General features: G+C 65.6%; 17 protein-coding genes. 5 read left to right on the forward strand and 12 right to left on the reverse strand.

What is annotated here, in order from left to right; genetic code table 11:
- Positions 1–19: 19 nt before the first annotated feature.
- The 4 genes from Y900_RS07000 to Y900_RS07015 all read right to left on the reverse strand — a co-directional run bounded on the left by Y900_RS07000 (position 20) and on the right by Y900_RS07015 (position 4,116).
- Positions 20–1,210: a lipid-transfer protein gene (locus tag Y900_RS07000; RefSeq protein WP_036340566.1), complete on the reverse strand. Its 1,191-nt coding sequence runs from the start codon at positions 1,208–1,210 to the stop codon at positions 20–22.
- 186 nt (positions 1,211–1,396) lie between these two features.
- The gene (locus Y900_RS07005; RefSeq protein WP_036340569.1) at positions 1,397–2,038 is read right to left on the reverse strand and encodes a TetR/AcrR family transcriptional regulator; all 642 of its coding nucleotides are present in this window, start codon (positions 2,036–2,038) and stop codon (positions 1,397–1,399) included.
- A 180-nt stretch (positions 2,039–2,218) separates the two neighbouring features.
- Positions 2,219–3,223, reverse strand: coding sequence for an amidohydrolase family protein (locus Y900_RS07010; protein WP_036346069.1), 1,005 nt, complete (start codon positions 3,221–3,223; stop codon positions 2,219–2,221).
- Between the two features lie 29 nt (positions 3,224–3,252).
- Positions 3,253–4,116, reverse strand: coding sequence for an NAD(P)-dependent oxidoreductase (locus tag Y900_RS07015; protein WP_036340572.1), 864 nt, complete (start codon positions 4,114–4,116; stop codon positions 3,253–3,255).
- A gap of 100 nt (positions 4,117–4,216) precedes the next feature.
- Here Y900_RS07015 and Y900_RS07020 point away from each other — a divergent pair, with 100 nt between their 5' ends.
- Positions 4,217–5,053, forward strand: coding sequence for a helix-turn-helix domain-containing protein (locus Y900_RS07020; RefSeq protein ID WP_036340575.1), 837 nt, complete (start codon positions 4,217–4,219; stop codon positions 5,051–5,053).
- A 27-nt stretch (positions 5,054–5,080) separates the two neighbouring features.
- Here the strand turns inward: Y900_RS07020 and Y900_RS07025 are convergent, their stop codons facing one another.
- From Y900_RS07025 to Y900_RS07035, 3 genes are all read right to left on the reverse strand, one after another.
- A complete protein-coding gene (locus Y900_RS07025) occupies positions 5,081–6,115 on the reverse strand; it encodes an SDR family oxidoreductase (protein WP_036340578.1) in 1,035 nt (344 codons plus the stop codon).
- Positions 6,116–6,276: 161 nt separating this feature from the next.
- Positions 6,277–6,606 carry a DUF3017 domain-containing protein gene (locus tag Y900_RS07030; protein WP_051659935.1) on the reverse strand — a complete coding sequence of 110 codons (330 nt, stop codon included), beginning with the start codon at positions 6,604–6,606 and terminating at the stop codon, positions 6,277–6,279.
- The gene (locus Y900_RS07035) at positions 6,603–7,451 is read right to left on the reverse strand and encodes a bifunctional methylenetetrahydrofolate dehydrogenase/methenyltetrahydrofolate cyclohydrolase (RefSeq protein ID WP_036346073.1); all 849 of its coding nucleotides are present in this window, start codon (positions 7,449–7,451) and stop codon (positions 6,603–6,605) included. The genes Y900_RS07030 and Y900_RS07035 overlap by 4 nt, the downstream gene beginning before the upstream one ends.
- Before the next feature lie 68 nt (positions 7,452–7,519).
- Here Y900_RS07035 and Y900_RS07040 point away from each other — a divergent pair, with 68 nt between their 5' ends.
- Both Y900_RS07040 and Y900_RS07045 read left to right on the forward strand, forming a co-directional pair.
- On the forward strand, positions 7,520–8,719 hold the full coding sequence (locus tag Y900_RS07040; protein ID WP_036340581.1) for an NADH:flavin oxidoreductase: 1,200 nt from the start codon (positions 7,520–7,522) through the stop codon (positions 8,717–8,719).
- Between the two features lie 37 nt (positions 8,720–8,756).
- The gene (locus Y900_RS07045; RefSeq protein ID WP_036340584.1) at positions 8,757–11,333 is read left to right on the forward strand and encodes an ATP-binding cassette domain-containing protein; all 2,577 of its coding nucleotides are present in this window, start codon (positions 8,757–8,759) and stop codon (positions 11,331–11,333) included.
- A 68-nt stretch (positions 11,334–11,401) separates the two neighbouring features.
- On the opposite strand, the gene Y900_RS30200 is transcribed toward Y900_RS07045, so the two are convergent.
- Entirely contained in the window at positions 11,402–16,972 is a 5,571-nt protein-coding gene (locus Y900_RS30200) for a beta strand repeat-containing protein (RefSeq protein ID WP_131536110.1), read from the reverse strand.
- Here Y900_RS30200 and Y900_RS32110 point away from each other — a divergent pair.
- Both Y900_RS32110 and Y900_RS07055 read left to right on the forward strand, forming a co-directional pair.
- Positions 16,941–17,147 (forward strand): hypothetical protein, encoded by a 207-nt coding sequence (locus Y900_RS32110; protein WP_131536112.1) that lies wholly within the window; start codon positions 16,941–16,943, stop codon positions 17,145–17,147. The two genes, Y900_RS30200 and Y900_RS32110, sit on opposite strands and share 32 nt — an antisense overlap.
- A gap of 906 nt (positions 17,148–18,053) precedes the next feature.
- Positions 18,054–18,509, forward strand: a complete 456-nt coding sequence (locus tag Y900_RS07055; RefSeq protein ID WP_237752521.1) for a hypothetical protein — start codon at positions 18,054–18,056, stop codon at positions 18,507–18,509.
- A 25-nt stretch (positions 18,510–18,534) separates the two neighbouring features.
- Here Y900_RS07055 and Y900_RS07060 read toward each other — a convergent pair whose 3' ends face one another.
- From Y900_RS07060 to Y900_RS07075, 4 genes are read right to left on the reverse strand one after another with little or no spacing between them, the layout of a single operon-like run.
- Positions 18,535–18,993, reverse strand: coding sequence for a DUF5078 domain-containing protein (locus Y900_RS07060; RefSeq protein ID WP_420329799.1), 459 nt, complete (start codon positions 18,991–18,993; stop codon positions 18,535–18,537).
- Positions 18,994–19,025: 32 nt separating this feature from the next.
- The gene (locus Y900_RS07065; RefSeq protein WP_036340594.1) at positions 19,026–19,385 is read right to left on the reverse strand and encodes a DUF732 domain-containing protein; all 360 of its coding nucleotides are present in this window, start codon (positions 19,383–19,385) and stop codon (positions 19,026–19,028) included.
- Positions 19,382–22,282: an MMPL/RND family transporter gene (locus Y900_RS07070; protein ID WP_036340596.1), complete on the reverse strand. Its 2,901-nt coding sequence runs from the start codon at positions 22,280–22,282 to the stop codon at positions 19,382–19,384. The genes Y900_RS07065 and Y900_RS07070 overlap by 4 nt, the downstream gene beginning before the upstream one ends.
- Positions 22,279–22,704 (reverse strand): MmpS family transport accessory protein, encoded by a 426-nt coding sequence (locus Y900_RS07075; RefSeq protein WP_036340599.1) that lies wholly within the window; start codon positions 22,702–22,704, stop codon positions 22,279–22,281. The genes Y900_RS07070 and Y900_RS07075 overlap by 4 nt, the downstream gene beginning before the upstream one ends.
- Positions 22,705–22,882 lie beyond the last annotated feature (178 nt).

Genomic DNA, 22,882 nt, shown 5'->3' on the forward strand with positions numbered 1-22,882 from the left:
TCGGATTTGTTTGGTTGTTTCAGCGCTCGGCGCGCTGGTACGCGGTGACCACGGCGGCGCCGCCGAGGCCGATGTTGTGCTGCAACACGGCGGTGACGCCGTCGACTTGGCGCTTGTCGGCATCTCCGCGCAATTGCCAGGTGAGTTCGGCGCACTGGGCCAAGCCTGTTGCACCCAGCGGATGACCTTTGGAGATGAGCCCGCCGGACGGGTTGACCACCCACCGGCCGCCGTACGTGGTGTCGCCGACGTCGATCAGCTTGGCCGCCTCCCCCTCGGCGCACAGACCGAGCGCCTCGTACAGCAACAGTTCGTTGGCCGAAAAGCAGTCGTGCAATTCGATCACCTGGAAGTCCTCGGGACCGAGAGCCGATTGCTCGTAAACACTCTGCGCAGCAGCAACATTCATGTGGTATCCGATCAGCGCCTTGCATGTGCCGTCGAACGTATTCTGATAATCGGTGGTCATGGCCTGGCCGACGATCTCCACCGCCTGCTCGGCGAGGCCGTGCTTGTCCACGAATTCTTCACTGGCCAGGATCGCCGCACCTGACCCGTCCGACGTCGGTGAACACTGCAGCTTGGTCAGGGGGTCGTAGATCATCCGCGCGGAGAGGATGTCCTCGAGGCTGTAGGACTCCTGGAATTGCGCATAAGGGTTGTTCACCGAGTGCAGATGATTCTTGTAGCCGATCTTGGCGAAATGCTCAGGGGTGGAACCATACTGCTGCATGTGCTCACGCCCGGCAGCTCCGAACATCCACGGCGCGGGCGGAAAGAGCACCTCGGAGATCTCCGCCATCGCCTCCATGTGCGCGGCCATCGGGTGCGCTCGGTCGTCGAAGGTGGACCCCAGCGATCCGGGCTGCATCTTCTCGAATCCGAGTGCGAGCGCACACTGCGCCAAGCCACCTTTGATGGACTGGGCTGCCAAGTAGAGGGCCGTTGAACCGGTGGAGCAGTTGTTGTTGACATTGACGACCGGGATCCCGGTCAAACCCAACTCGTAAACTGCACGCTGGCCCGAAGTCGACTCGCCGTACACGTATCCGACAAAGGCCTGTTCGATCAAGTCGTAAGAAATTCCGGCGTCCTGCAGAGCCTTGGTTCCCGACTCGCGGGCCATATCCGGGTAGTCCCAGCCATCCCGACGTCCCGGCTTCTCGAATTTGGTCATTCCGACGCCGATTACGAACACCCGATTCCGCACTGCTGATCTCCTCTGGTCTAGGGCGAAGCCAAGCTAACATACAGTCCAGACGGAATGCAATCGAGGATGTTGAGTCTGCTCGACATGGATAATGCGCAGGTAAATGCGCTCAGGAGACGTGTGGCCACATCGGCCGGAGCGGAAAAGTAGCTGAATAAACAGGCCGGTTAGCCTGTCTAGCTGCAGCTAGGCTGTTGGGTGATTTCTCAAGGCGGCGGCCATGATCTGGCGCAAGTCGACGCAGGCGCGATCCCAGCGGCGCCGAGTGACCGTCGGATCCTGGTCGACCATGGCCAACAGCATGATTCCATGCAGGGCATCCATGGCCGTAAACACGGCGTTACGCAGCGCCTTCCGGTGAGTGTGGTCCGGTAGCAGTTGCGCGACCGCCGCTGCCAGCGTGTCGGTGACGAGGGGTTCAACTCGCTTGATCTCGTGCACCAGAGCGGGGTTGGTGCGAGCAGCAACCCAGAGTTCGACCGTCGCAACGAACATCGGCCCCTGATGCGATTCCCAGAGAAACTCCAAGACAGCCGAGGCTGGATCTTCGCTGGTCCGAACACGACTGATCTTGCCAATCACCGCCTGTGCCCGCTGCCGGGCCAGATGATCGATGGCTGCGATCACCAGCCCCTCTTTGGAGGGGAAGTGATGCAGCTGAGCCCCTTTGGTGACACCGGCCTTCTCCACCACACGCGCAGTCGTCGTCGCGGCATAGCCGTACTCGATGAGACAGGCGACCGTGGCGTCCAGTAACCGCTCTCGCATCTCGGCACTGCGCTGAGCCTGGGTGCGTCGAGGGGAACGGGAAGTCGCATTGACCCCCATGTGCGTCCTCCTCGCGGGCATTTGAACGCCATTTTACATGCCGTCCCGAACGTAAGTTGCACAGCTCAGCTCAGAAGCAGTCGAGCCACCAAGTCAATTCCAGCGCCTGCCATGGGGGCTTCCCGGCGACGGCCCCGGCGCCGCCATGCCGAGGCCGACTGATCTCCCGGCCCGCGCACCCTAGAGCGGCGAGATCCTCAGCAGGGCTTCAGCATTCCGATGGGCGATGGCCTCACGTTCATGGTCGGCGATGTCCGCGTTCAGCAGAAAATCCGCCACATTGGTGCGCACGACATAGGGAAAGTCCTCTGAGTGGATGATGCGGTCGGCTCCGACCTCGGCCAGGAAGAATTTGAGTTGGTTGTGGCTGTACATCCCCGACGGGGTGATCCACACCTGCGTGCGGTAGTAGTCGCTGACCGGTCGATCGAGATAGTGCCCCCAGCCGATCGCCTCGTCGAGCCGGTCCAGCCAGCCGGCGACCATCTCGCCCCAATGGCCGCTCAACAGCTTCAGACCGGGATGGCGATCCAGGGCTCCGGACAGAATCAGGCGCAGGATGTGGATGCCGGCTTCGGCGTGCCACCCGAATGCCGGCGACGAGAGCAGAAATTCCACCGACGCGGGCCAGTTGCCGGAATAGTACGCACGCAACACCGATGCCGGCGGGATACCCGGGTGGACGTACAGCGGCGAATTCAGTTCCTCGGCGGCCGCCAGCACCGGTTCGAATCGCGGGTCGTCCAGAAAAAGCCCGGCGAAAGTGCCTTGCGTCAAGGTACCGACGAAGCCCAGTTCATCGATGCACCTGCGCATCTCGTCGGCGGCGGCCTTTGGGTCGTACAGCGGAACGGTGGCGAATCCTCGGAACCGGGTCGGATACTGCGAGATCTGTTCGGCCAGCCAGTCGTTGACCTGGCGGCAGAGGCCGGTGGCGTCGGGGTGATCGAGGCTTCCGGGGGTCATTGCACCATGGGATAGCACCTGGATGTTGATGCCCGCTGCGTCCATGTGCTCGAGTCGGCCACCGGCCAACTGCTCCGCCAACTCCCGATCAGGGGTGAAGTTGCGCCAGAAAGTACTGAAGTCGGCGTCAAGGTCGATCGGCGGCGGACCCGACAAGTCCATGACCCGGGGACCGACCTCGGGATGATGGAAGTGTTCTTCGACAGTGATGACTCGCAACGAATTCTCCTTTCGCATAGTGACTTCGGTCATGGCCGCGGGTTGAGCGCCGAGATGACGACGCCCAGACGTCGTGTCCCGCTGACGGCCCGCGCAGTGGCAGAGGCGGCATCGACGGCGAGGTCGGCCATCGAGGTGGCGAAGAGATCCGCATCCATCAGTTCGACATCGGTGAGGTGCGCGATGATCGCCGTCATGTCGGCCTCATTCAGATCCTTGCCGCTCCGGGTCGGCAACATCTGCAGAGCGGTGCTGGACCCGCTACCCAGCTTCACCGCTTCCACGACGGGGATGGGATCGATGCCCCCGGCTGACAACAGGTCGATGACGTCCGCGACGTTGGCGCGGTTCATCATCAGCAGCGTGTTGTTCACCAGCTTGGTCAGCTGTCCCATGCCATGCGGGCCGAGGTGAAGCACATGCGCGGAGAACGAGTCGAACACCGGCTCACAAAGCTGCACCGCCTCGGCAGGACCACCGACGAAGGTGGTCAGGCTCCGGGTCTGCGCACCGCCGCGGGCGCCCGTCACCGGTGCGTCGAGAAAATGCAGTCGCTGTTCTTTGCAATAGGCCCCGAGCTCCCGAGCGACCGCGGGAGTGCCGGTTCCGTGGTTCACGATCACCGCACCCGGTCGCATGTGTGGCGCCAGGGCGGTGACCAATTCTCGAACGTCATCGTCGGTGCTCACGCACAGGCCGACGATGTCACATGCAGCGGCCATGTCGGCGAGGTCCTGGTGCCCGGTATGAGCGACGTGGGACAGCACGTCCAGCGAGTCAGGCGGCCGCACCCACGCGTGCAGCGAATAGCCTGCCTCGGCGATGGCTTCCGCCATCGGCAGACCCAGGTCCCCCAGACCGATGAACCTGACAGCCGGATCGTGATGTGCCATAAGAACAACATGTGCCGATCGCGGCGACACCGCCAGTCCCGTAGCGATACTGGTAGTGCAAAGGCCACCCAGGCCGCCGCGGTGCGACCTACCGTGAGGTATGGCCGATTCGTCGAACGTACTGGGCGAGTTCCTGCGGGCGCGCCGCGAGTTGGTGACACCGGAACAGGTGGGCATCACAAACCTCGGCACCCGGCGGGTTCCTGGATTGCGCCGGGAGGAAGTCGCCATGCTCGCCGGTGTCAGCGCCGAGTACTACCTGAGACTCGAGCAAGGGCGACACCGTAATCCGTCTGCGCACGTTCTGGAAGCCATCGGTCGTGTTCTGAGGCTCGACGGCGAGAGCATCACGTATCTGCTCGACCTTGTCGCGAACAACAGCCGCCAAAAGCGTCGCCGAGTCCAACACGAAACCATCCCGGCGGGGGTCGAGAAACTCATCGCTGCGCTGCCCATGCCCGCCTTCGTGGAAGGCCGTTACCTCGATATCTTGGCCGCGAACGCGTTGGCGGCCAGCGTGTCACCCCGATTAGTGGTGGGCGGCAACAGGATTATCGACGTCTTCCTCGATCCGGACGAGCGCGAGCTTCTCCTGGACTGGGACAGCGCGACGGAGACGCTCGTCGCAGCATTCCGGCAGTCCGTCGGAACCCACCTCGATGATCCACGGCTGATCGAACTCGTCGGGCAGTTGTCGCTGGCAAGTCCACGATTCCGCCGACTGTGGGCACGCCACGACATCGGTGGCCGGCGCGGGGCCGTCATGCGGCTTAGACACCCCGTCGTCGGTGACCTGAATCTCAACTGGGAGAAACTGATAGTGGCCGAGGCTCAACACCTCTCCATCGCGGTGGGCCACGCCGATTCGGGTACCGAAGATGCCGAGAAGCTTGCCTTCCTCGCCGCGACGGTTCCAGCCGAGGTCGAAGGCCAGTAAGGGCGCGGGCCTAGCAGGCCGCGCCGGCTACGCGCCGGCCAAACCCTTGTCGATCATGCTCTCGGCCGCCGCGACTATCGCGTCCTCGGGGTCGCGTGGCGCCCAGCCCAGAATCTTTCGTGCCTTCTCGTTGGAGCTGTTCTTCCGGTAACCCAGCTCCGGCACGAGGGATTTCAACTCGGGGTTAAACAGCGCGCCGACGCGCACCACGACGTCGGGCAAGGTGCGCCGCGGTACTTTCTTCGCGGCCGGGCCGAACCGGGATCTGATCAACGCCCCGATATCCTTCATCTCGACTGCCGGGCCATTGGAGAGTAGGAACCGCTCGCCCCCTACCGCGGGATTGGTCATGGCCAAGATGTGCGCCTTCGCCACGTCGCGCACATCGACGATCGGGAAGAACAAGTGCGGAAAGCCGGGCATGTCACCGTTGAGGATCCGCTGGATGAGGTGGTTGGAACCCGAGAGTTTGTGTCCCAGAACCGGTCCCATGACGGCCACCGGTAGCATTGTGGTCAGCTCCATCCGCCCGCCCGACGTCTGGACGAACTCCCAGGCGGAGCGTTCGGCCAAGGTCTTGCTCTTGCCGTAGGCGTCCACCCCCGACCCGTCGACGATGGTCCAGTCACGTTCCGTGAAGACGTGGTCATCATGCGGGTGTCCCCAACTGACGGCGTGGAACGCCGAAGTCAACACCACCCGCGTCACGCCGGCGTCGCGCGCGGCGCGCAACACCCGAAGCGTTCCCTCGCGAGCAGGCACGATCAGGTCGTTCTCGTCGGCTACATGCCCCGGTTGCACGGGTGAGGCCACGTGCAACACATATTCGATACCAGCGGTAGCTTCGGCCCAGCCGGCATCACCGGTCAGATCTGCTTCGGTGAATGCGAGATTCTGACCATTCACCATTCCGGCTTCACCGAGCACGGACCGCACGTTCGCCTCACCGGTGAGGGAACGCAGTGTTGTCCGGACCTCATAACCCGCCTCTAGCAACTGCAGGATGCAATGCCCGGCGATGAAACCGGACCCTCCGGTAACCAGAACGCGGCCTCTGGGCATGTCCGTCTCCGAATCGTCGCAGTGTTGTACCGACCAAATATCGGTGCTTGCAGACGCCCCAACCAGTGCCGGGCGAATACTGGTACTCGGACTACCTCCGTGAACCTTCGGCGGCCCGGATGTCGCAACCTGTTCCCTGGGACCGAGCCACTCGGGTGGCGCTACGACGTCCCCAGCGGGTCGATCGTCGACGCGACGTACACCATCGTCACGCACACCGTGGTCATCGTCGCGAAGTCGACGCCCCGCGAGCGCACCACCAACAGGCCCGCGCGCTCCTCGGTCAGCACCAACCGCAGCGCGGCCGCTACCCCCACCGCGATGCCGATCAGCAACGAGCCCCGACGCCAGAATCCGGCCGCCACCAGCACGAAGGCGACCACGAAGATCAGCCCGACACCGAGGATCGGCCACTGCGAGCGTACGAGGCGACCCGTGAAGGCGACCACCTCCGCACGGGTCGGCAGCCGTCGCTGCGCGCGAGCCGTCATCGGGCCGCTTCGGCCAGTTCGACGACGTTGGTCAGCAGAAACGCCCGGGTCAACGGACCGACTCCGCCGGGATTGGGCGACACATGGCCGGCCACCCCCCAGACGTCGGGATGCACGTCGCCGGTGAGCTTGCCGTCGACCCGGCTCACACCCACGTCGACGACGGCCGCGCCGGGGCGCACCATGTCGGCGCTCAGCATGTGCGGCACACCGACGGCGGCGACGATGATGTCGGCCTGCCGGGTCAGCTCGGGCAGATCACGCGTCCCGGTGTGGCACAACGTCACTGTCGCGTTCTCGCTACGACGGGTGAGCAGCAGGCCCAGCGGGCGACCGACCGTCACACCACGGCCGATGACCACCACGTGCGCGCCGGCGATCGGCACGTCGAAGCGGCGCAGCAGGTGCACGATGCCGCGCGGCGTGCACGGCAGCGGTGCCGCCTTGCCGAGCACCAGGCGGCCCAGGTTGGTCGGGTGCAGGCCGTCGGCGTCCTTGTCCGGGTCGACCCGTTCGAGCGCGGCGTTCTCGTCAAGATGGCGCGGTAGCGGCAGCTGCACGATGTAGCCGGTGCATTCGGGGTTGGCGTTGAGCTCGTCGAGGGTGTCGTCGAGCTGCGCCTGGCTCACATCGGCGGGCAGATCCCGGCGGATCGAGGTGATCCCTACCTTGGCGCAGTCCGAGTGCTTGCCTTTCACGTACGCGTGCGAACCGGGGTCGTCGCCGACCAGGACGGTGCCTAGTCCCGGGGTACGTCCCGCGGCGGTCAGCGCCGCCACACGGTCTGTGAGATCGACGAAGATCTCGTCACGGGTGAGCTTGCCGTCCAGGCTGATAGCGACCACGACCGTATTGTTCCATTGACCGAACGCCATCGTTGACAGCACTGTTCAGAGCGTGGTCAGCTGCGGTTATGAACAACGCGCCCGATGTGTTCAGCCCGGCCAAACTCGGCCCCATCACTCTGCGCAACCGCACCATCAAGTCGGCCACCTTCGAGGCGCGAACCCCCGACGACGTGGTGTCCGATGACCTGATCGCGTTCCACCGGGCGATCGCCGCCGGTGGCATCGGCATGACGACCGTCGCCTACACCGCGGTCAGCCAGGGTGGCCGGACCAACGGCGGGCAGATCTGGATGCGTCCGGAAGCGGTGCCCGGCCTGCGCCGGCTCGCCGACGCCGTGCACGCCGAGGGTGCGGCCATCAGCGCGCAGATCGGTCACGCCGGCCCGGTCGCGAATGCCCGCTCGAACAAGGCGGCTGCGCTCGCCCCGGTCCGTTTCTTCAACCCGCTGTCGATGAAGTTCGCCAAGCACGCCACCCGCGACGACATCAACAACGTCATCGCCGCGCACGCCTCGGCGGCCCGGTTCGCCATCGATTCCGGCTTCGACGCCGTCGAGATCCACCTCGGCCACAACTACCTGGCCAGCTCGTTTCTCTCTCCGATGATCAACCGGCGCACCGACGAGTTCGGCGGAACGCTGGAGAACCGGGCCAAGGTGGCCCGCGGCATCGTGATGGCCGTACGACGCGAGGTCGAGCGGCTGGGCCCGGCCCCGATCGCGGTGACCGCGAAGCTCAACATGGCCGACGGAGTGCGCGGCTCGATCCAGATCGAGGAGTCGCTGCAGACCGCCAAGTGGTTGGAGGAAGACGGCGGCCTGGACGCGATCGAACTCACCGCGGGCAGCTCGCTGCTCAACCCGATGTACCTGTTCCGCGGCGACGCCCCGGTCAAGGAGTTCGCCGCGGCGCAGAAATGGCCGCTGAACTGGGGCATGCGGATGACCGGCAAGAAGTTCATGCGGGAATATCCCTATCGGGAGACCTACCTGCTGCGCGACGCCGAGCAGTTCCGCAAAGAGCTGACCATGCCGCTGATCCTGCTCGGCGGTATCACCAACCGCGAGAGCATGGACCGCGCGATGGCCGAGGGTTTCGAGTTCGTGGCGATGGGCCGCGCGCTGCTGGCCGAACCTGACCTGCTCAATCGCATTCAGGCCGACGGCGACGCACACTCGGTGAAGTCGCTGTGCACGCACTGCAACAAATGCATGCCGACGATCTACTCGCGAACCCTGTGCGTGGTGACGGGCGGTCCCGCCTGACGGGCCGACGGGGCCGTTACCGATAGAGTTGGTCCCGATGACTCGACCAGCCGCGCCCGATCTGACAGTTCGGTACGACGGGTCGGAGCGTACTTTCGCCGCTGGACACGACGTCGTGGTCGGCCGCGACCTCCGTGCCGACGTGCGAATCGCCCACCCCTTGATCTCCCGCGCCCATCTGGTGCTCCGTTTCGACCACGGCCGGTGGATGGCCATCGACAACGGCTCACTCAACGGCATGTTCGTCAACGGCCGCCGGGTGCCGTCCGTCGACATCAGCGACGGCTTGACCGTCAACGTCGGCAATCCCGACGGGCCGCCGATGAGCTTCGGCCTCGGCCGCCATCAGGGCTCGGTGGGACGCCCGCCGCAGACCTCGTCGGTGCGCATGTCGGCGCCGCCGTCGTCGCCGTCGTGGCCGGCCAACCCGAGCCGGGGCGCGCCGACGGCCGGGCAGTGGCAGCCCCCGCCGTCGCAAGCCGAGCCGACCCACCAGCCGCCGGTGTATCCGACCAGCGGCTCGCGAGCACAGCCCACCTACCACCCGCCTGCCGCGACGGGCCCGATGGGCCACCCGCCCGCGGCGGCGCCCACCCAGATGCGTCCCGCCGTGGGCAAGCCTGCGCAGTCGTCGTCGAATCTCGCGACGTCGATGTTGAAGATCCTGCGCCCCGGCGCACCCGGCGACGTGCCGCCAGGCGGGATCAAGATCGGCCGCGCGACCGACAACGACATCGTCATCCCCGACGTACTGGCCTCGCGTCACCACGCCACGCTGATCCCGACGCCGGGCGGCACGGAGATCGTCGACAACCGCAGCATCAACGGCACGTTCGTCAACGGCAGCCGGGTCGACACCGCGATGCTGAACGAGGGCGACACCGTCACGATCGGCAACATCGACCTCATCTTCGCCGGCGGCACCCTGGTGCGGCGCACCGAGACGTCGGCGGCCACCGCCACCGGCGGTCTGGACGTGCGTGCGGTGACCTGGACGATCGAGCACAACAAGACGCTGCTGGACAACATCTCGCTGACCGCGCGCCCCGGCACGCTGACCGCAGTGATCGGCCCGTCCGGTGCGGGCAAATCGACGTTCGCGCGACTGGTCGCCGGCTACACCCATCCGACAAGTGGCACAGTCACTTTCGAGGGTCACAACATCCACGCCGAGTACGCCTCCCTGCGATCCCGGATCGGCATGGTGCCGCAGGACGACGTGGTTCACGGCCAGCTGACCGTGAACCAGGCGCTGATGTACGCCGCGGAACTGCGGCTGCCGCCCGACACCACCAAGGAAGACCGCCAACAGGTGGTGGCCCAGGTGCTCGCCGAGCTGGAGATGACCCAGCACCAGAACACCCGGGTGGACAAGCTCTCCGGCGGTCAGCGCAAGCGCGCTTCGGTGGCGCTCGAGCTGCTGACCGGTCCGTCGCTGTTGATCCTCGACGAGCCGACGTCCGGTCTGGACCCGGCGCTGGACCGCCAGGTCATGACGATGCTGCGCCAGCTGGCCGACGCCGGCCGGGTGGTGTTGGTGGTCACTCACTCGCTGACTTACCTCGACGTGTGCGACCAGGTGCTGCTGTTGGCGCCCGGCGGCAAGACGGCGTTCTGTGGTCCGCCCAGCCAGATCGGGGCGGCGATGGGCACCACCAACTGGGCCGACATCTTCAGCTCGGTCGCCGGTGATCCCGACGGCGCCTATCAGCGCTACCTGCAGCAGACCGGACCTGCTCCCCCACCGCCGCCGGTGGAGACGCCGTCGAACATGGGCGAGCCGACGCACACCAGCTTGCTCCGGCAGTTCTCCACGATCGCGCGTCGCCAGATGCGGCTGATCATCTCCGACCGCGGTTACTTCGCGTTCCTGGCACTGCTGCCGTTCATCATGGGTGTGCTGTCGCTGTCGGTGCCCGGCACCGTCGGCTTCGGCGTACCGAATCCGATGGGTGATGCGCCCAACGAACCGGGTCAGATCCTGGTGCTGCTCAACGTCGGCGCGATCTTCATGGGTACGGCGCTGACCGTGCGAGATCTGATCGGTGAGCGGCCGATCTTCCGAAGAGAACAAGCCGTCGGGTTGTCGACGACGGCGTACCTGCTGGCGAAGGTCTGTATCTACGCGGTGTTCGCGATCGTGCAGTCGACGATCGTCACGGCGATCACGATTGCCGGCAAGGGCGGTCCGACGCAGGGATCGCTGACGTTCCTGAGCCCGACGCTGGAGCTGTTCGTGGTGATGGCGGCGACGACGGTGACCGCTGCAATGGTGGGTCTGGCGCTCTCGGCACTGGCCAAGTCCAACGAGCAGATCATGCCGCTGCTGGTGGTCGCCGTGATGAGCCAGCTGGTCTTCTCCGGCGGAATGATCCCGGTGACCGGACGGCTGGTGCTCGATCAGCTGTCCTGGATCACCCCGGCGCGGTGGGGCTTCGCGGCGTCAGCCTCGACCATCGACCTCATCAAGTTGGTGCCTGGGCCGCTGACGCCGAAGGACCGGCACTGGGAGCACACCGCGTCGGCATGGTGGTTCAACATGGGCATGCTCGGCGCCCTGTGCATCGGGTATCTGTCGCTGGTGCGGTGGAAGATCCGGCTCAAGGGCGCCTGACGTTCGGTACGCCTGCTTCCGGTCTACAACAACGGGGCCGAGAACCTGCTGTTCTGGCAGTAGTCGACTCAGGCTGACGCAGGCATCCCCAGCAGCGACTCCAGCCGGAAGTCGAAACCCACCGAAACCGCCTGAGCCGCCGCCGGCTCGACTCGCACGCCCAGGTTGACCGTTGTCGTCCGACCCGGCCCGCCGATGGTCATATGTGTGAGCGCCACGCGGCCCGGATCGGCACTGGCGACGCTCATCGCGGAGGTGTGCTGGCGGCCCGACCGGGCGAATCCACCAGGGCCGACGCCGGTGGCACCGTGCTGATTCATGAACAGTCCGGACAGTCCGCCGATCACTCCCAGCATGACCGAGAGGGTGATCCCCGTCGTGGTGCCGATGACGGCACCGAAGATGTTGTCCCCGAACAATGATCCGACACCTTGACCCACGGACATGCCTACCGCGATCTGGACGTCGGGCTCGCGCAGCAGCGCGTGAATCGCCACGTCCTTGACCTGACTCAACGGCATTCCACCCAGCAGGCCGACGGTGATCTGGTATGCCAGCTTCACGATGGCCGCGCGTGCCAGCACGGACATCACCGCCACCTTGGTCACCTGACCCGCGGCTCCGGTCAGGAACGCGTTGGTGATGCCGTTGTCTCGCAACAGGTTCACCACGACGATCTGCGCCGCCACCCCGGCTGCCAGGCGGACCGACACATCGCCCAGAATCGACCGAATCGACGTCGGGATGATCGCGTTCACCGCCGCGGTGAACGCGGGGTTGGCCTGCAGGGCCGCCACAGCGCTCTGCAGTGCGGCAGACAGGTCGGTGCCGTCGAGCACCGCGTCGGCGAACTGATCGGCGGCGCCGACCACCGCAGCGGTGAATCCAGAATAGGCCAGGAAGTCGGTGACCGTGGCGCCCAGGACGGTAGCGATGGCGGTGACGGCCGCGGTGTTCGACAGCAGGGCAACCACTGCGCTGCCGAACGTCGGGCCGAGTTCACCGCCGATGAACGCCCGCACGATCGGACTGCCGGCGAGCTCGACGATCATCGTGGTGATCGTGGAGCCCAGCGCCTGCTGAATGGACGGGATGCTCAATACCGTCGCATCGACCAGGTCGAGGACGTCGGCGATGGTTGCCTTCAACCCGCTGATGACAGCCACGTTCAGCTTCAGCTGGTCGAGCACCAGGGGCCAGACGGTCGAAAGAGCCTGCCCGGCAACGAGTGCCTTCGCGATCTCACCCGTCACCACAGCCAAGGAGCCCGGCACTCCGATCTGACTGAAGAACGTCGGCAGCACGGCGCCGATCACGACAGCCAGTCCGCTACTCATTCCCGGAGCTGCCAGCAGGGTCTGCACCGCGTGACCGAGCGCCACACTCACCGGACCCGCAATCGGATTGCCCGCCAACGCCTGCGCCACCAACACCGTCACCTGCTGGGCGGCGTACGCCTGCACCACCGCGTCGCTGAGAAGCTGATTGACCATGGTGGTGACTGTTGATCCGACCGCCTGCCACACCGCGGCATCAGCCAGCGCGGCCTGCACCGCTATGAAGACCGTCGACTGCGCGGCGAACTGAATCTGGATGTTGGCCCGCAATTGGGCGAGCACCGTCGCCAGGGTGGACGAAAGGTCCTGTCCGGCAACCACAGCCGCGGCGACCGTCCCCGCCGCCTGAGCCAACGCCGCCGGCACCCCCGGCTGAGCCAGGATCGTCGGCAACGCCTGCCCCAACAGCGACGCCAAACCACCAGAGACCGCCGGCACCCCCAACAACGCCTGCACCGCCTGACCGAGCGCCACACTCACCGGACCCGCAATCGGATTGCCCGCCAACGCCTGCGCCACCAACACCGACACCTGCTGACCCGCATACACCTGCACAGCAGTATCGGTCAACAAATGATTGACCATGGTGGTCACCGTCGACCCGACCGCCTGCCACACCGCGGCATCAGCCAGCGCGGCCTGCACCGCCATCGTCGTGACGACCTTGGCCGCCGCCTGAATCTGGCTGTTCGCCTGCAACTGCGCCAACACCGATGGCAGCACCGTCGACAGCTCTTGACCGGCAACCACAGCCGCGGCGACCGTCCCCGCCGCCTGAGCCAACGCCGCCGGCACCCCCGGCTGAGCCAGGATCGTCGGCAACGCCTGCCCCAACAGCGACGCCAAACCACCAGAGACCGCCGGCACCCCCAACAACGCCTGCACCGCCTGACCGAGCGCCACACTCACCGGACCCGCAATCGGATTGCCCGCCAACGCCTGCGCCACCAACACCGACACCTGCTGACCCGCGTACGCCTGCACCACCGCGTCGCTGAGAAGCTGATTGACCATCGTGGTCACCGTCGACCCGACCGCCTGCCACACCGCGGCATCAGCCAGCGCGGCCTGCACCGCCATCGTCGTGACGACCTTGGCCGCCGCCTGAATCTGGCTGTTCGCCTGCAACTGCGCCAACACCGATGGCAGCACCGTCGACAGCTCTTGACCGGCAACCACAGCCGCGGCGACCGTCCCCGCCGCCTGAGCCAACGCCGCCGGCACCCCCGGCTGAGCCAGGATCGTCGGCAACGCCTGCCCCAACAGCGACGCCAAACCACCAGAGACCGCCGGCACCCCCAACAACGCCTGCACCGCCTGACCGAGCGCCACACTCACCGGACCCGCAATCGGATTGCCCGCCAACGCCTGCGCCACCAACACCGACACCTGCTGACCCGCATACTGCCGCACCACCGACTGATCAACCAGGTCGGTGAGCACCGTCGACAACGCTGAACCGACCGCCTGCCACACCGCCAGATTGCTCAGTAGTGCGTTCACGGTCGTTGACGTGGTGGCGCCCACGGCATTCCGGATGACCGGATTGGCCTGCAGCGCAGCCAAAGCAGCACTGAGCGCCGTCGACGGATCCGTACCGGAGAAGATGGCGTTCGCGAGCGTGCCCGCAGTGCTCGACAGTGCGCCGACCACTCCAGCCTGACTCAACAACCCCGGCACCAATCCACCGAGCAGCGTGGATATCTCGCCACTGAAGGCCGGGTTGGCGAGCAACGTCTGCACCGCCTGACCGACCGCCACACTCACCGGACCCGCAATCGGATTACCCGCCAACGCCTGCGCCACCAACACCGACACCTGCTGACCCGCATACTGCCGCACCACCGACTGATCAACCAGGTCGGTGAGCACCGTCGACAACGCTGAACCGACCGCCTGCCACACCGCCAGATTGCTCAGTAGTGCGTTCACGGTCGTTGACGTGGTGGCGCCCACGGCATTCCGGATGACCGGATTGGCCTGCAGCGCAGCCAAAGCAGCACTGAGCGCCGTCGACGGATCCGTACCGGAGAAGATGGCGTTCGCGAGCGTGCCCGCAGTGCTCGACAGTGCGCCGACCACTCCAGCCTGACTCAACAACCCCGGCACCAATCCACCGAGCAGCGTGGATATCTCGCCACTGAAGGCCGGGTTGGCGAGCAACGTCTGCACCGCCTGACCGACCGCCACACTCACCGGACCCGCAATCGGATTACCCGCCAACGCCTGCGCCACCAACACCGACACCTGCTGGCCGGCGAGCTGCTGCACGATCGGAGAAACAGTCAGTCCGGACACCACGCTGTTGATCAGCGTCCCCACGGCGGACGGCACCGATCCGGACAACAGGGACGTCACCAACGCGCTGAACGTCACCTGCGCCGCGGACGGCAAGGTGTTGGTGGGCGCGGGCAACGGCGTACCGTCCACGACGCTCAACAGATAGTTGGCGACGTAGTTGGCCAGCGTGTTGTTGACTCCGGGCTGTGACATGAAAGTCGTGTAGGCGGTGCCCAATTGGACCGCCATGCTGCCGCCGACCGATGCCAGCAGCGCGGCGACGGCCGCGCTGACCACCGAGCTGACAACGGGTGCGGCGGCGCTCATGTCGGCCGGCAGGGAACCGGCAGCAAGCTGGCCGAGATAATCCGCGAGGGCGGTCGAGCTGACCGGAGTGGCCCAGGAAGGGGACGTCGAACCGATCAGCACGTTGACCGCACCGGTGAACGCGGCACCGAACTGCTGCTGGACAGCCGAATCGGCGAGGAACGTGGCGAGCGAATCCTCTACCGGTGTACCGATCAGCTCCTGCAGCGTCTGCTTGAAATCGAACCCGCTCAAGATGAAGTGCGCCAGCCAGGTCCCCAGCCCCACGAAGCTCGTCGGTAGAGGCACCGACGAGAAGACCGGCGTGAGCGCATCCGCCACGGTCGAATTGCCCAGCGATTCCTGCAGGAAGTAGCCGACGGCATTGCCGATGGTGACTCGGAGGTCCGGCGGGAGCGCCGCCAGCGCCGAGTTACCTGCGACCGTGGAGGATATCCAGGTCAGCATCGCCGGGTCGGTGACCAGGTTCTGCACCGTCGACGGCAGCAGTCCCAGGTCGTTGAACATCAACGCGTCGAGAATTGTGAAGAACGCCGACCCGACAAGTTTGGCAATCGGACCGGCTGATGGATCGAAAGCCGTTACCAGAGCCGCGATTCCGTCGATGATCAGCGGCTGCGCCGCCTCCATCGCCAGTTTCAGCGCGTAACACGCCGGGTCGATGCCGCAGCCGCCAAGCGACACATCCGCTGCCGCCAGTGCCATGGTCACCGCGTGTGCCGATGCCGTGCCCGCCGGGGTCGCCATTCCACCGTCGTGGCCGAACAGCAGCCCACCCGCGCCGCCCATGCCGCCACTGCCGACGGTGCCCGCGGGCAGAGATGCTTGCCCGCCCGCGCCACCGTCTCCACCGTTACCCGCTAGCCGCGCAGCGCGTCCGCCATCCCCGCCCGCGCCGCCCGCGTCTGCACCTGCGCCACCCTGGCCGCCCATTCCACCGTTGCCGAAGACCAGGCCGCCGTTGCCGCCACGGCCACCTCGACCGCCGGATCCGCTGTCGGTGCCGCCGCTTCCGCCGTCGCCACCGGCACCGCCGGATCCCCGGATCGAGAGCATTCCGGCGTCTCCGCCGTTGCCCCCCGCGCCGCCGTTGCCGGTGGCACCCGCGGCAGCGCCGGTTCCCCCCTTGCCGCCGTCACCGAAGAACAGTCCGCCCCGGCCGCCGTTACCGCCCGAACCGTTGTTGATGCCGATGACTCCGGCGCCGCCGTCACCGCCGTCACCGAACAAGCCCGCGGCACCGCCGTTGCCGCCGTTGAACCCGTCGCCGCCGTTCCCGCCGAAGAGCCCGGCGCTACCGCCGTTGCAGGCCCCACTGGTACAGGCACCCGCGTAGCCGGTGTAGCTGTAGCCGTTGCCGAACAGGATTCCCGCGTTGGGGTGAGCGGCGGTTCCGTCGCCGACGAAGATACGGATGAAGTCGGCGATCGGGTTCGTCGCCACCGCCGATGCGCGCGCCACAGGGTCGGACGGTTCGCCGGTGGGCACCGCCGACGACGGTGGTGATGTGCGGGCCGGGCGGCGCGACAGTTCCCGCCTACTGGCGGCCAACGCCGCCCACGCCAGCGGAGCACCGATCGGGGCGTCGTCTCGGGTGCCGCCGCCGAGGCGGTCGAGCAGGCTGCCTCCGGTTCCCGTTACCGAACCCTGGGACGGCGCCGTGATGACCGCCACCTCGGCTTCCGGCGCGGTCACAGTCTGCGAGTCAACGGAAATCGACGAAAGATCCGCAGCCGCGGACATGCTGCGCGCACTGCTCGCGCTGCTCGCGCTGCTCGCCGACGGTGACGGATCCGGCCCGACAGCGGGCTCAGGGGCAGCGGCAGAAACCGCCGTGGCCGGGCTGGGGGTACCGGCCACGCTCTTCTGATCGGCGGGGACGGAAGACGTGCGTGCACTGCGCTTCGATGACGGACCCGCCCCGTCCCCCGCGCGCGCGGTGGAGTTCGAACCACGGCCGGTCTTTGCGGCGCCCGATGATGGGGCCGCCGGGCCTGTAATGGAGCCGGCCGAGGGTGCAGCGTCGTTGCCAGGTGGCCGGTTCGGGTTTCCGACGGACTTTCCCGACCCCGGAGGCGAGGTAGATCCCGCCTGATTCCCCGAACCGGTGTCGGCGGTCGCCACGGCGGGGAAACCTGCGACCACGACACCCACACCGAGGGCTACCGCCAGTGCGCCGACGCGGCCGATGGACTGCGCCGAACGAGCGACCGGCACCAGCGACCATTCGCCCGCGGCATCCTCTACCGGGCGCACCATGCCTGTCGAAATTCGATGACGGCCGGCGGCGGACCCGGTCCGTCGTGTCTGCCGCGAGGGCTCGCCGCAGCCGTCGGCCGCGGTCACCGACGGTGTCCGATGACCATGCGATCCAGGGATGACCGTCCGTGATTGCCCGTGTGCACCAACGAGTGCTCTGTCATCGCATCGCCCCTCCGACAGCCATGCAGCAAATGTTTGCCTGACCTATATCACATAATCAGGCCGTTGGTGCAGGATCGCGGGGCGCCGTCACCGGCGAGGGCCCCAGAATGCTCCGCTTGGTCAAATCGCTTGGGTTGCAGTATCGGACGAGCGGGTCGAACGAACGGCGTATCTCAGATGAATATTATTTGATCAATCAACAATCGCCATCGCTTCCTGAGGCTTCGCAGAGGCCGTCAGGTACGGCAAACAGCAGCCCACGCTGCGTCATTGCCGTGACCGTGCGGCTCGCCGGTTTCGCTCAGTGCCTACACAGCGCTTTCCGAGTCTTGCCGGGTTCAGTGGATCCCAGATGACGAAAGGATTGACGCCGATGGACACCGACACCGTGGACCGCCAGTTCGCCACGCTGCAGGCTCAGGGGCAGCAGACGGCATCCCTCATCCAGGCGTTGGCCGACAAGCTGTCCGCCGCGACGGCGGCCGGTGATCCCAACGCGCGTGAGTGGGCGCTGGACCTCAAGGAGATCGCCCTCGCGATCCGCGATGAACAAACCACCACCACCGAGCTGCTGCAGGCCATCCACACCGTCATCGACACTCACGTCTCCACGGTGGCACCGCCGCCGCAGCCGGCTTACTACGCTCCTGCCCCGCAATACGCCCCGCCGCTGCAAGGACCTCCACCGTCACCCCCGGGCGGGACACTTCAGCGGTTCCTCGGCGGCCGCTTCGGTCAGGCGATGGTGACCGGTGCGGGCATCGGCATCGGCGACGACTTGGTGAACTCGATCTTCGACCGGTTCTGACTGGAAGCGACTGCCGGACAACAACTCAGCCTGCCGGCCGCTCATTGGGTCCCCAGTTCCACACCGCCGGATCGGCCTGCGGGTACTGCATGCAGACATCCGTGGCTTTGGCGACCACACCCTTGTTGTTGAAGAACAACTTCGCCCAGTTGCCCCAGTGGGTGGCCATCTGCTCGTAGTAGACGTTGGTCGCGGTGTCTTCGGAATACTGCCGGCGGCCGACGGCGTCGAGGGAGAAGAACCAGTAGATGCGGTCACGGGCCGCGTTCTCGACGTCGACGGGCCGATTGTTGTAGTCGATCATGTACCGCTGGTAGTACACCGGGGACGTATCGCGGGCCGCGGCCATGTATTGGTCGACGGTGCAGGTGGTTTCGATGATTCGCTTCGGAACCGGATAGTCATCGCTGGCATCTGCCGCGGCCTTTCCCGGCAGGACAACCACGCCGGCGATCATGGCGGTCACGATCAGACCCGTCCACATCGGACCCCGAAGTCGTTCTCGCATCGTGTGCCTCACCCTCTGCTGGTCTCGACGACCTGCTGCAACAGGACCTCTTTGTCCGGGCAGTAGACCGGATAGGCCATGCCCAGGAACTGCCAGGCCTGCGCTGTCGTGGCGTCCGCGGGAAGTTGTCGCGAGATGAACCGGGCGGAGTCGGCCGCGTTGCGGTCGACACCGCGATCGAGGCGCTCACAGGCGATCTTGGCGATCCAGGCGTTGTAGTCCTTGGGCCCGTAGACCCCCACAGTATGAAGCTGATTCGCGAAATCGGTGTCCGGGTCGGCGTGGGCCGCGGCCGGTGCCGCGATCATCAGCGCGGCGCAGGCAGCCGTGACGATCCTGATCGCCCGCCACCGCCCGACCGTCGTCATGCCAGCACCTCTTCACGGACGGGGTCGGTCTGCTGCGCAGGCCAGGCCTGGGGGCGGGGGCGGGGGCGGACCCGTTGCGGCCACCAGAACCAGCGTCCGAGCAATGTCGCGATGGAGGGCGTCAACAGGGATCGCACGACCAGGGTGTCGAACAGCAGACCCAGTCCGATGGTGGTGCCGACCTGTCCGATGACGACCATCTTGCTCACCGCCATCGAGGCCATCGTGAAGGCGAAGACCAGCCCGGCGGCGGTGACGACGGAGCCGGTCCCCACCATCGCCCTGATGATCCCGGTCTTCACGCCCGCGTGGATCTCTTCCTTCATGCGCGACACCAGAAGCAGGTTGTAGTCCGCGCCGACGGCCAATAGGACGATCACCGACATCGGCATCACCATCCAGTGCAACGGCAGCCCGATGAGGTGCTGCCAGAGCAGAACGGACAGGCCGAACGACGCGGCGAGACTGAGCACCACGGTGCCCACGATGACCGCCGCGGCCGCGAGGGCTCTGGTGAGAATCACCATGATGACGAAGATCAGGATCAGCGCTGCGATCGCGGCGATGATCAGATCCCAGTTGGCCCCCTGTTGCATGTCCGCGTACATGGCCGCACTGCCGCCGAGGTAGATGCTGGACCCCTCCAACGGGGTTCCCTTGATCGCGTCCGCGGCGGCGATCTTGAGCGGTTCGATCCGTGAGGTGCCTTCCTCGGTCAGCGGATCGCCCTGGTGAATGATGGTGAAGCGGACGGCGTGTCCGTCAGGTGAGAGGAACAGCTTGATGCCGCGCTTGAAATCGTCGTTGTCGAAGGCTTCCGGCGGCAGGTAGAACGAGTCGTCGTTCTTGGCCGCGTCGAAGGCCTGGCCCATCGCGGTGTTGTCCTTGAGCTGGGCCATGTTCTGGTCCTGCTGAGCTTTCTGCGCCTGATACTGGTTGAGCATCAGCTGCTTCTGGCTCTTCATCGACTCGATCATCGACGGCATGATCGTGACCATCTGTCCGGTCAGGTCGGACATCCGGTGAAGATCGGGCACGATGTCTTGGAAATCGTCCGACATTGTCGAGATGCCGTCGAGCGAGTCGAACACCGAGCGCAGCGACCAGCACATCGGAATGTCGAAACAGTGTGGCTCCCAATAGAAATAGTTGCGGATCGGCCGGAACTGATCGTCGAAGTCGGCAAGGTGGTCACGCACGGTCGCGATGTCGGCGGAGGTGACGTCCATCTTGGCTGCCATACTTCGGGTGACATCGGACAGCTGCTGGGTGATGCCCTCCATCTTGGTCATCGAGTCGATACTGACCTGCATGTCGTCAGCTTGTTTGAGAGTGTTGGCGATAATGGTCTGCTGGTAGTCGTTGTTCATGATCTGACCAGTACCGTTCTGGCTCAACGAATACGGAATGGTCGAGTGCTCGATCGGCTTACCCTCGGGCCGGGTGATGGTCTGCACCTGGGCGATCCCGTGCACTCGGGCCAGCGCCTTGGCGATCTTGTCGATGACGAGAAAGTCGGCCGGATTACGCAGATCGTGGTCGGACTCGACCATCAGGAGATCAGGATTCATCTTTGCCCGGGAGAAGTGCCGCTCCGCCGCGGTGTAACCGACATTGGCAGAAACGTTGTCGGGCAGATAGATGCGGTCGTTGTAGGTCGTGTGATAGCCGGGCAGCGCCACCAGACCGACTAGCGAAACGGCTATGGCGCAGACCAGGATCGCACCTGGCCAGCGGACGGTGGCAGTTCCCACTCGGTGCCACAGTTTGTGTCTCCCATTGCCTTTGGGCTCCAGGACGCGGCCGAACCGACTCGCCAGCGAGATGAGCGCCGGACCCAGGGTCAGCGCCATGGCGACCACGATCACCATGCCGCAGGCCAGTGGGATACCCATCGTCTGGAAGTAGGGCAGCCGGGTGAAGTGCAGGCACAGCGTCGCGCCGGCGATCGTCAGGCCCGACGCGAGTACAACATGAGCGGTGCCGTGGAACATGGTGTAGTAGGCCGATTCCCGGTCTTCACCCGCTCGGCGCGCCTCCTGATATCTGCCGATCAGGAAGATCGCGTAGTCCGTCGCCGCCGCGATGGCCAGCGTGACAACCATATTGGTCGCGAACGTCGTCAACCCGAAAACGTTGTGGTAGCCCAGAAACGCGACCACTCCCCTGGCGCCGGACAACCCGAGACCCATCATCACCATCACGATCAGCGTGGTGATGATCGAACGGTAGACAATCAGCAGCATGATCGCGATGACACCGAACGTGACGAGTTCGATCGTCTGCATGCTCTTGTCGCCGATGATGTTCTGGTCGGTCGTGGTGGCAGCAGGTCCGGTGACGTAACCCTTCACCCCGGGCGGGGCGGGTGTGTCCGCGATGACCTTTCGGACCGCCTCCACCGATTCATTGGCGAGCGTCTCACCCTGGTCGCCGCCGATGTACACCTGAACGTACGCAGCTTTGTTATCGGTACTCTGTGCAGCCGCCGCAGTGAACGAGTCGCCCCAGAAGTCCTGCACATGCTGGACGTGCTTGGTGTCAGCGCGCAGTTCGGCGACGATCTTGTCGTAGTAGGCATGCGCTTCTGCACCCAGCGGCTGATCGCCTTCGAGGACCACCATCACCGAACTGCTGGTGTCGTATTCCTTGAACACCTGGCCGACCCGTTTGGTGGCGATCAGTGAGGGCGCGTCGTTGGGGCTCATCGAGACCGCGCGGAGCTTTCCGACATCCTCGAGTGTCGGCACCACGGTGCTGAGCACCACGATCAGTGCGACCCAGCCAAGAAGGATCGGCACGGCCAACGTTCGGATCAGCCGGGGAATTCGGGGGCGGGCCCGGTGACGGGCCGCAGGGATGGCGTCGGTGGGCGTGTCGTCGACGTCGAGGCTCATGCGGATTTCACCAAGCAGAAGGTCGCGGCACTCATTCCCGTAGCGGTCCTTTCCTCCTTGACCACGTCATCGACGGTGATCCGGCATCCGATTTCGCTCCCGTCGCCCTGCGCGACGATGTTCGGCGAGGCCGACGGATTCGTCGTCCGCAGCGTCAAAGTCCATGGCAGCGAGACACTTCCGGTCCGCTGGGGTATACCGTCGAGGTCCACATAGTTGACCTGCGCGACGGCACCCGAACCGAACACCTCGTAGGTCACCACTTTGGGATTGAAGTCCTCGGCACCGTCGGACGTGATCGGCGTCACGACCACCGGGTTCGAGCCGAAGATCTCGCGGGCGCTCTTCACAGCGGCGACTCCCGCGGCGGCGACCACAACGACGAGCACCGGGATCCACAACCGGCCAAGCACCCGGGTCATCGGAGCGCTTCCGTGAACGCTATGACGGGCGATTGACCCTGGTGCGCAACGGTTGTCGTGAGCGGAGGGTCGCCAGCAGTTCTCATGGCCCCGGCCTTTCTGCGTGGACGACCGCGGCTCGTGCAGCCGGGAGTACTGATCAGTACCGAGAGATAAGCTAACTATAAAAACGGATAGA

Source organism: Mycolicibacterium aromaticivorans JS19b1 = JCM 16368 (assembly GCF_000559085.1).
GTDB lineage: Bacteria > Actinomycetota > Actinomycetes > Mycobacteriales > Mycobacteriaceae > Mycobacterium > Mycobacterium aromaticivorans.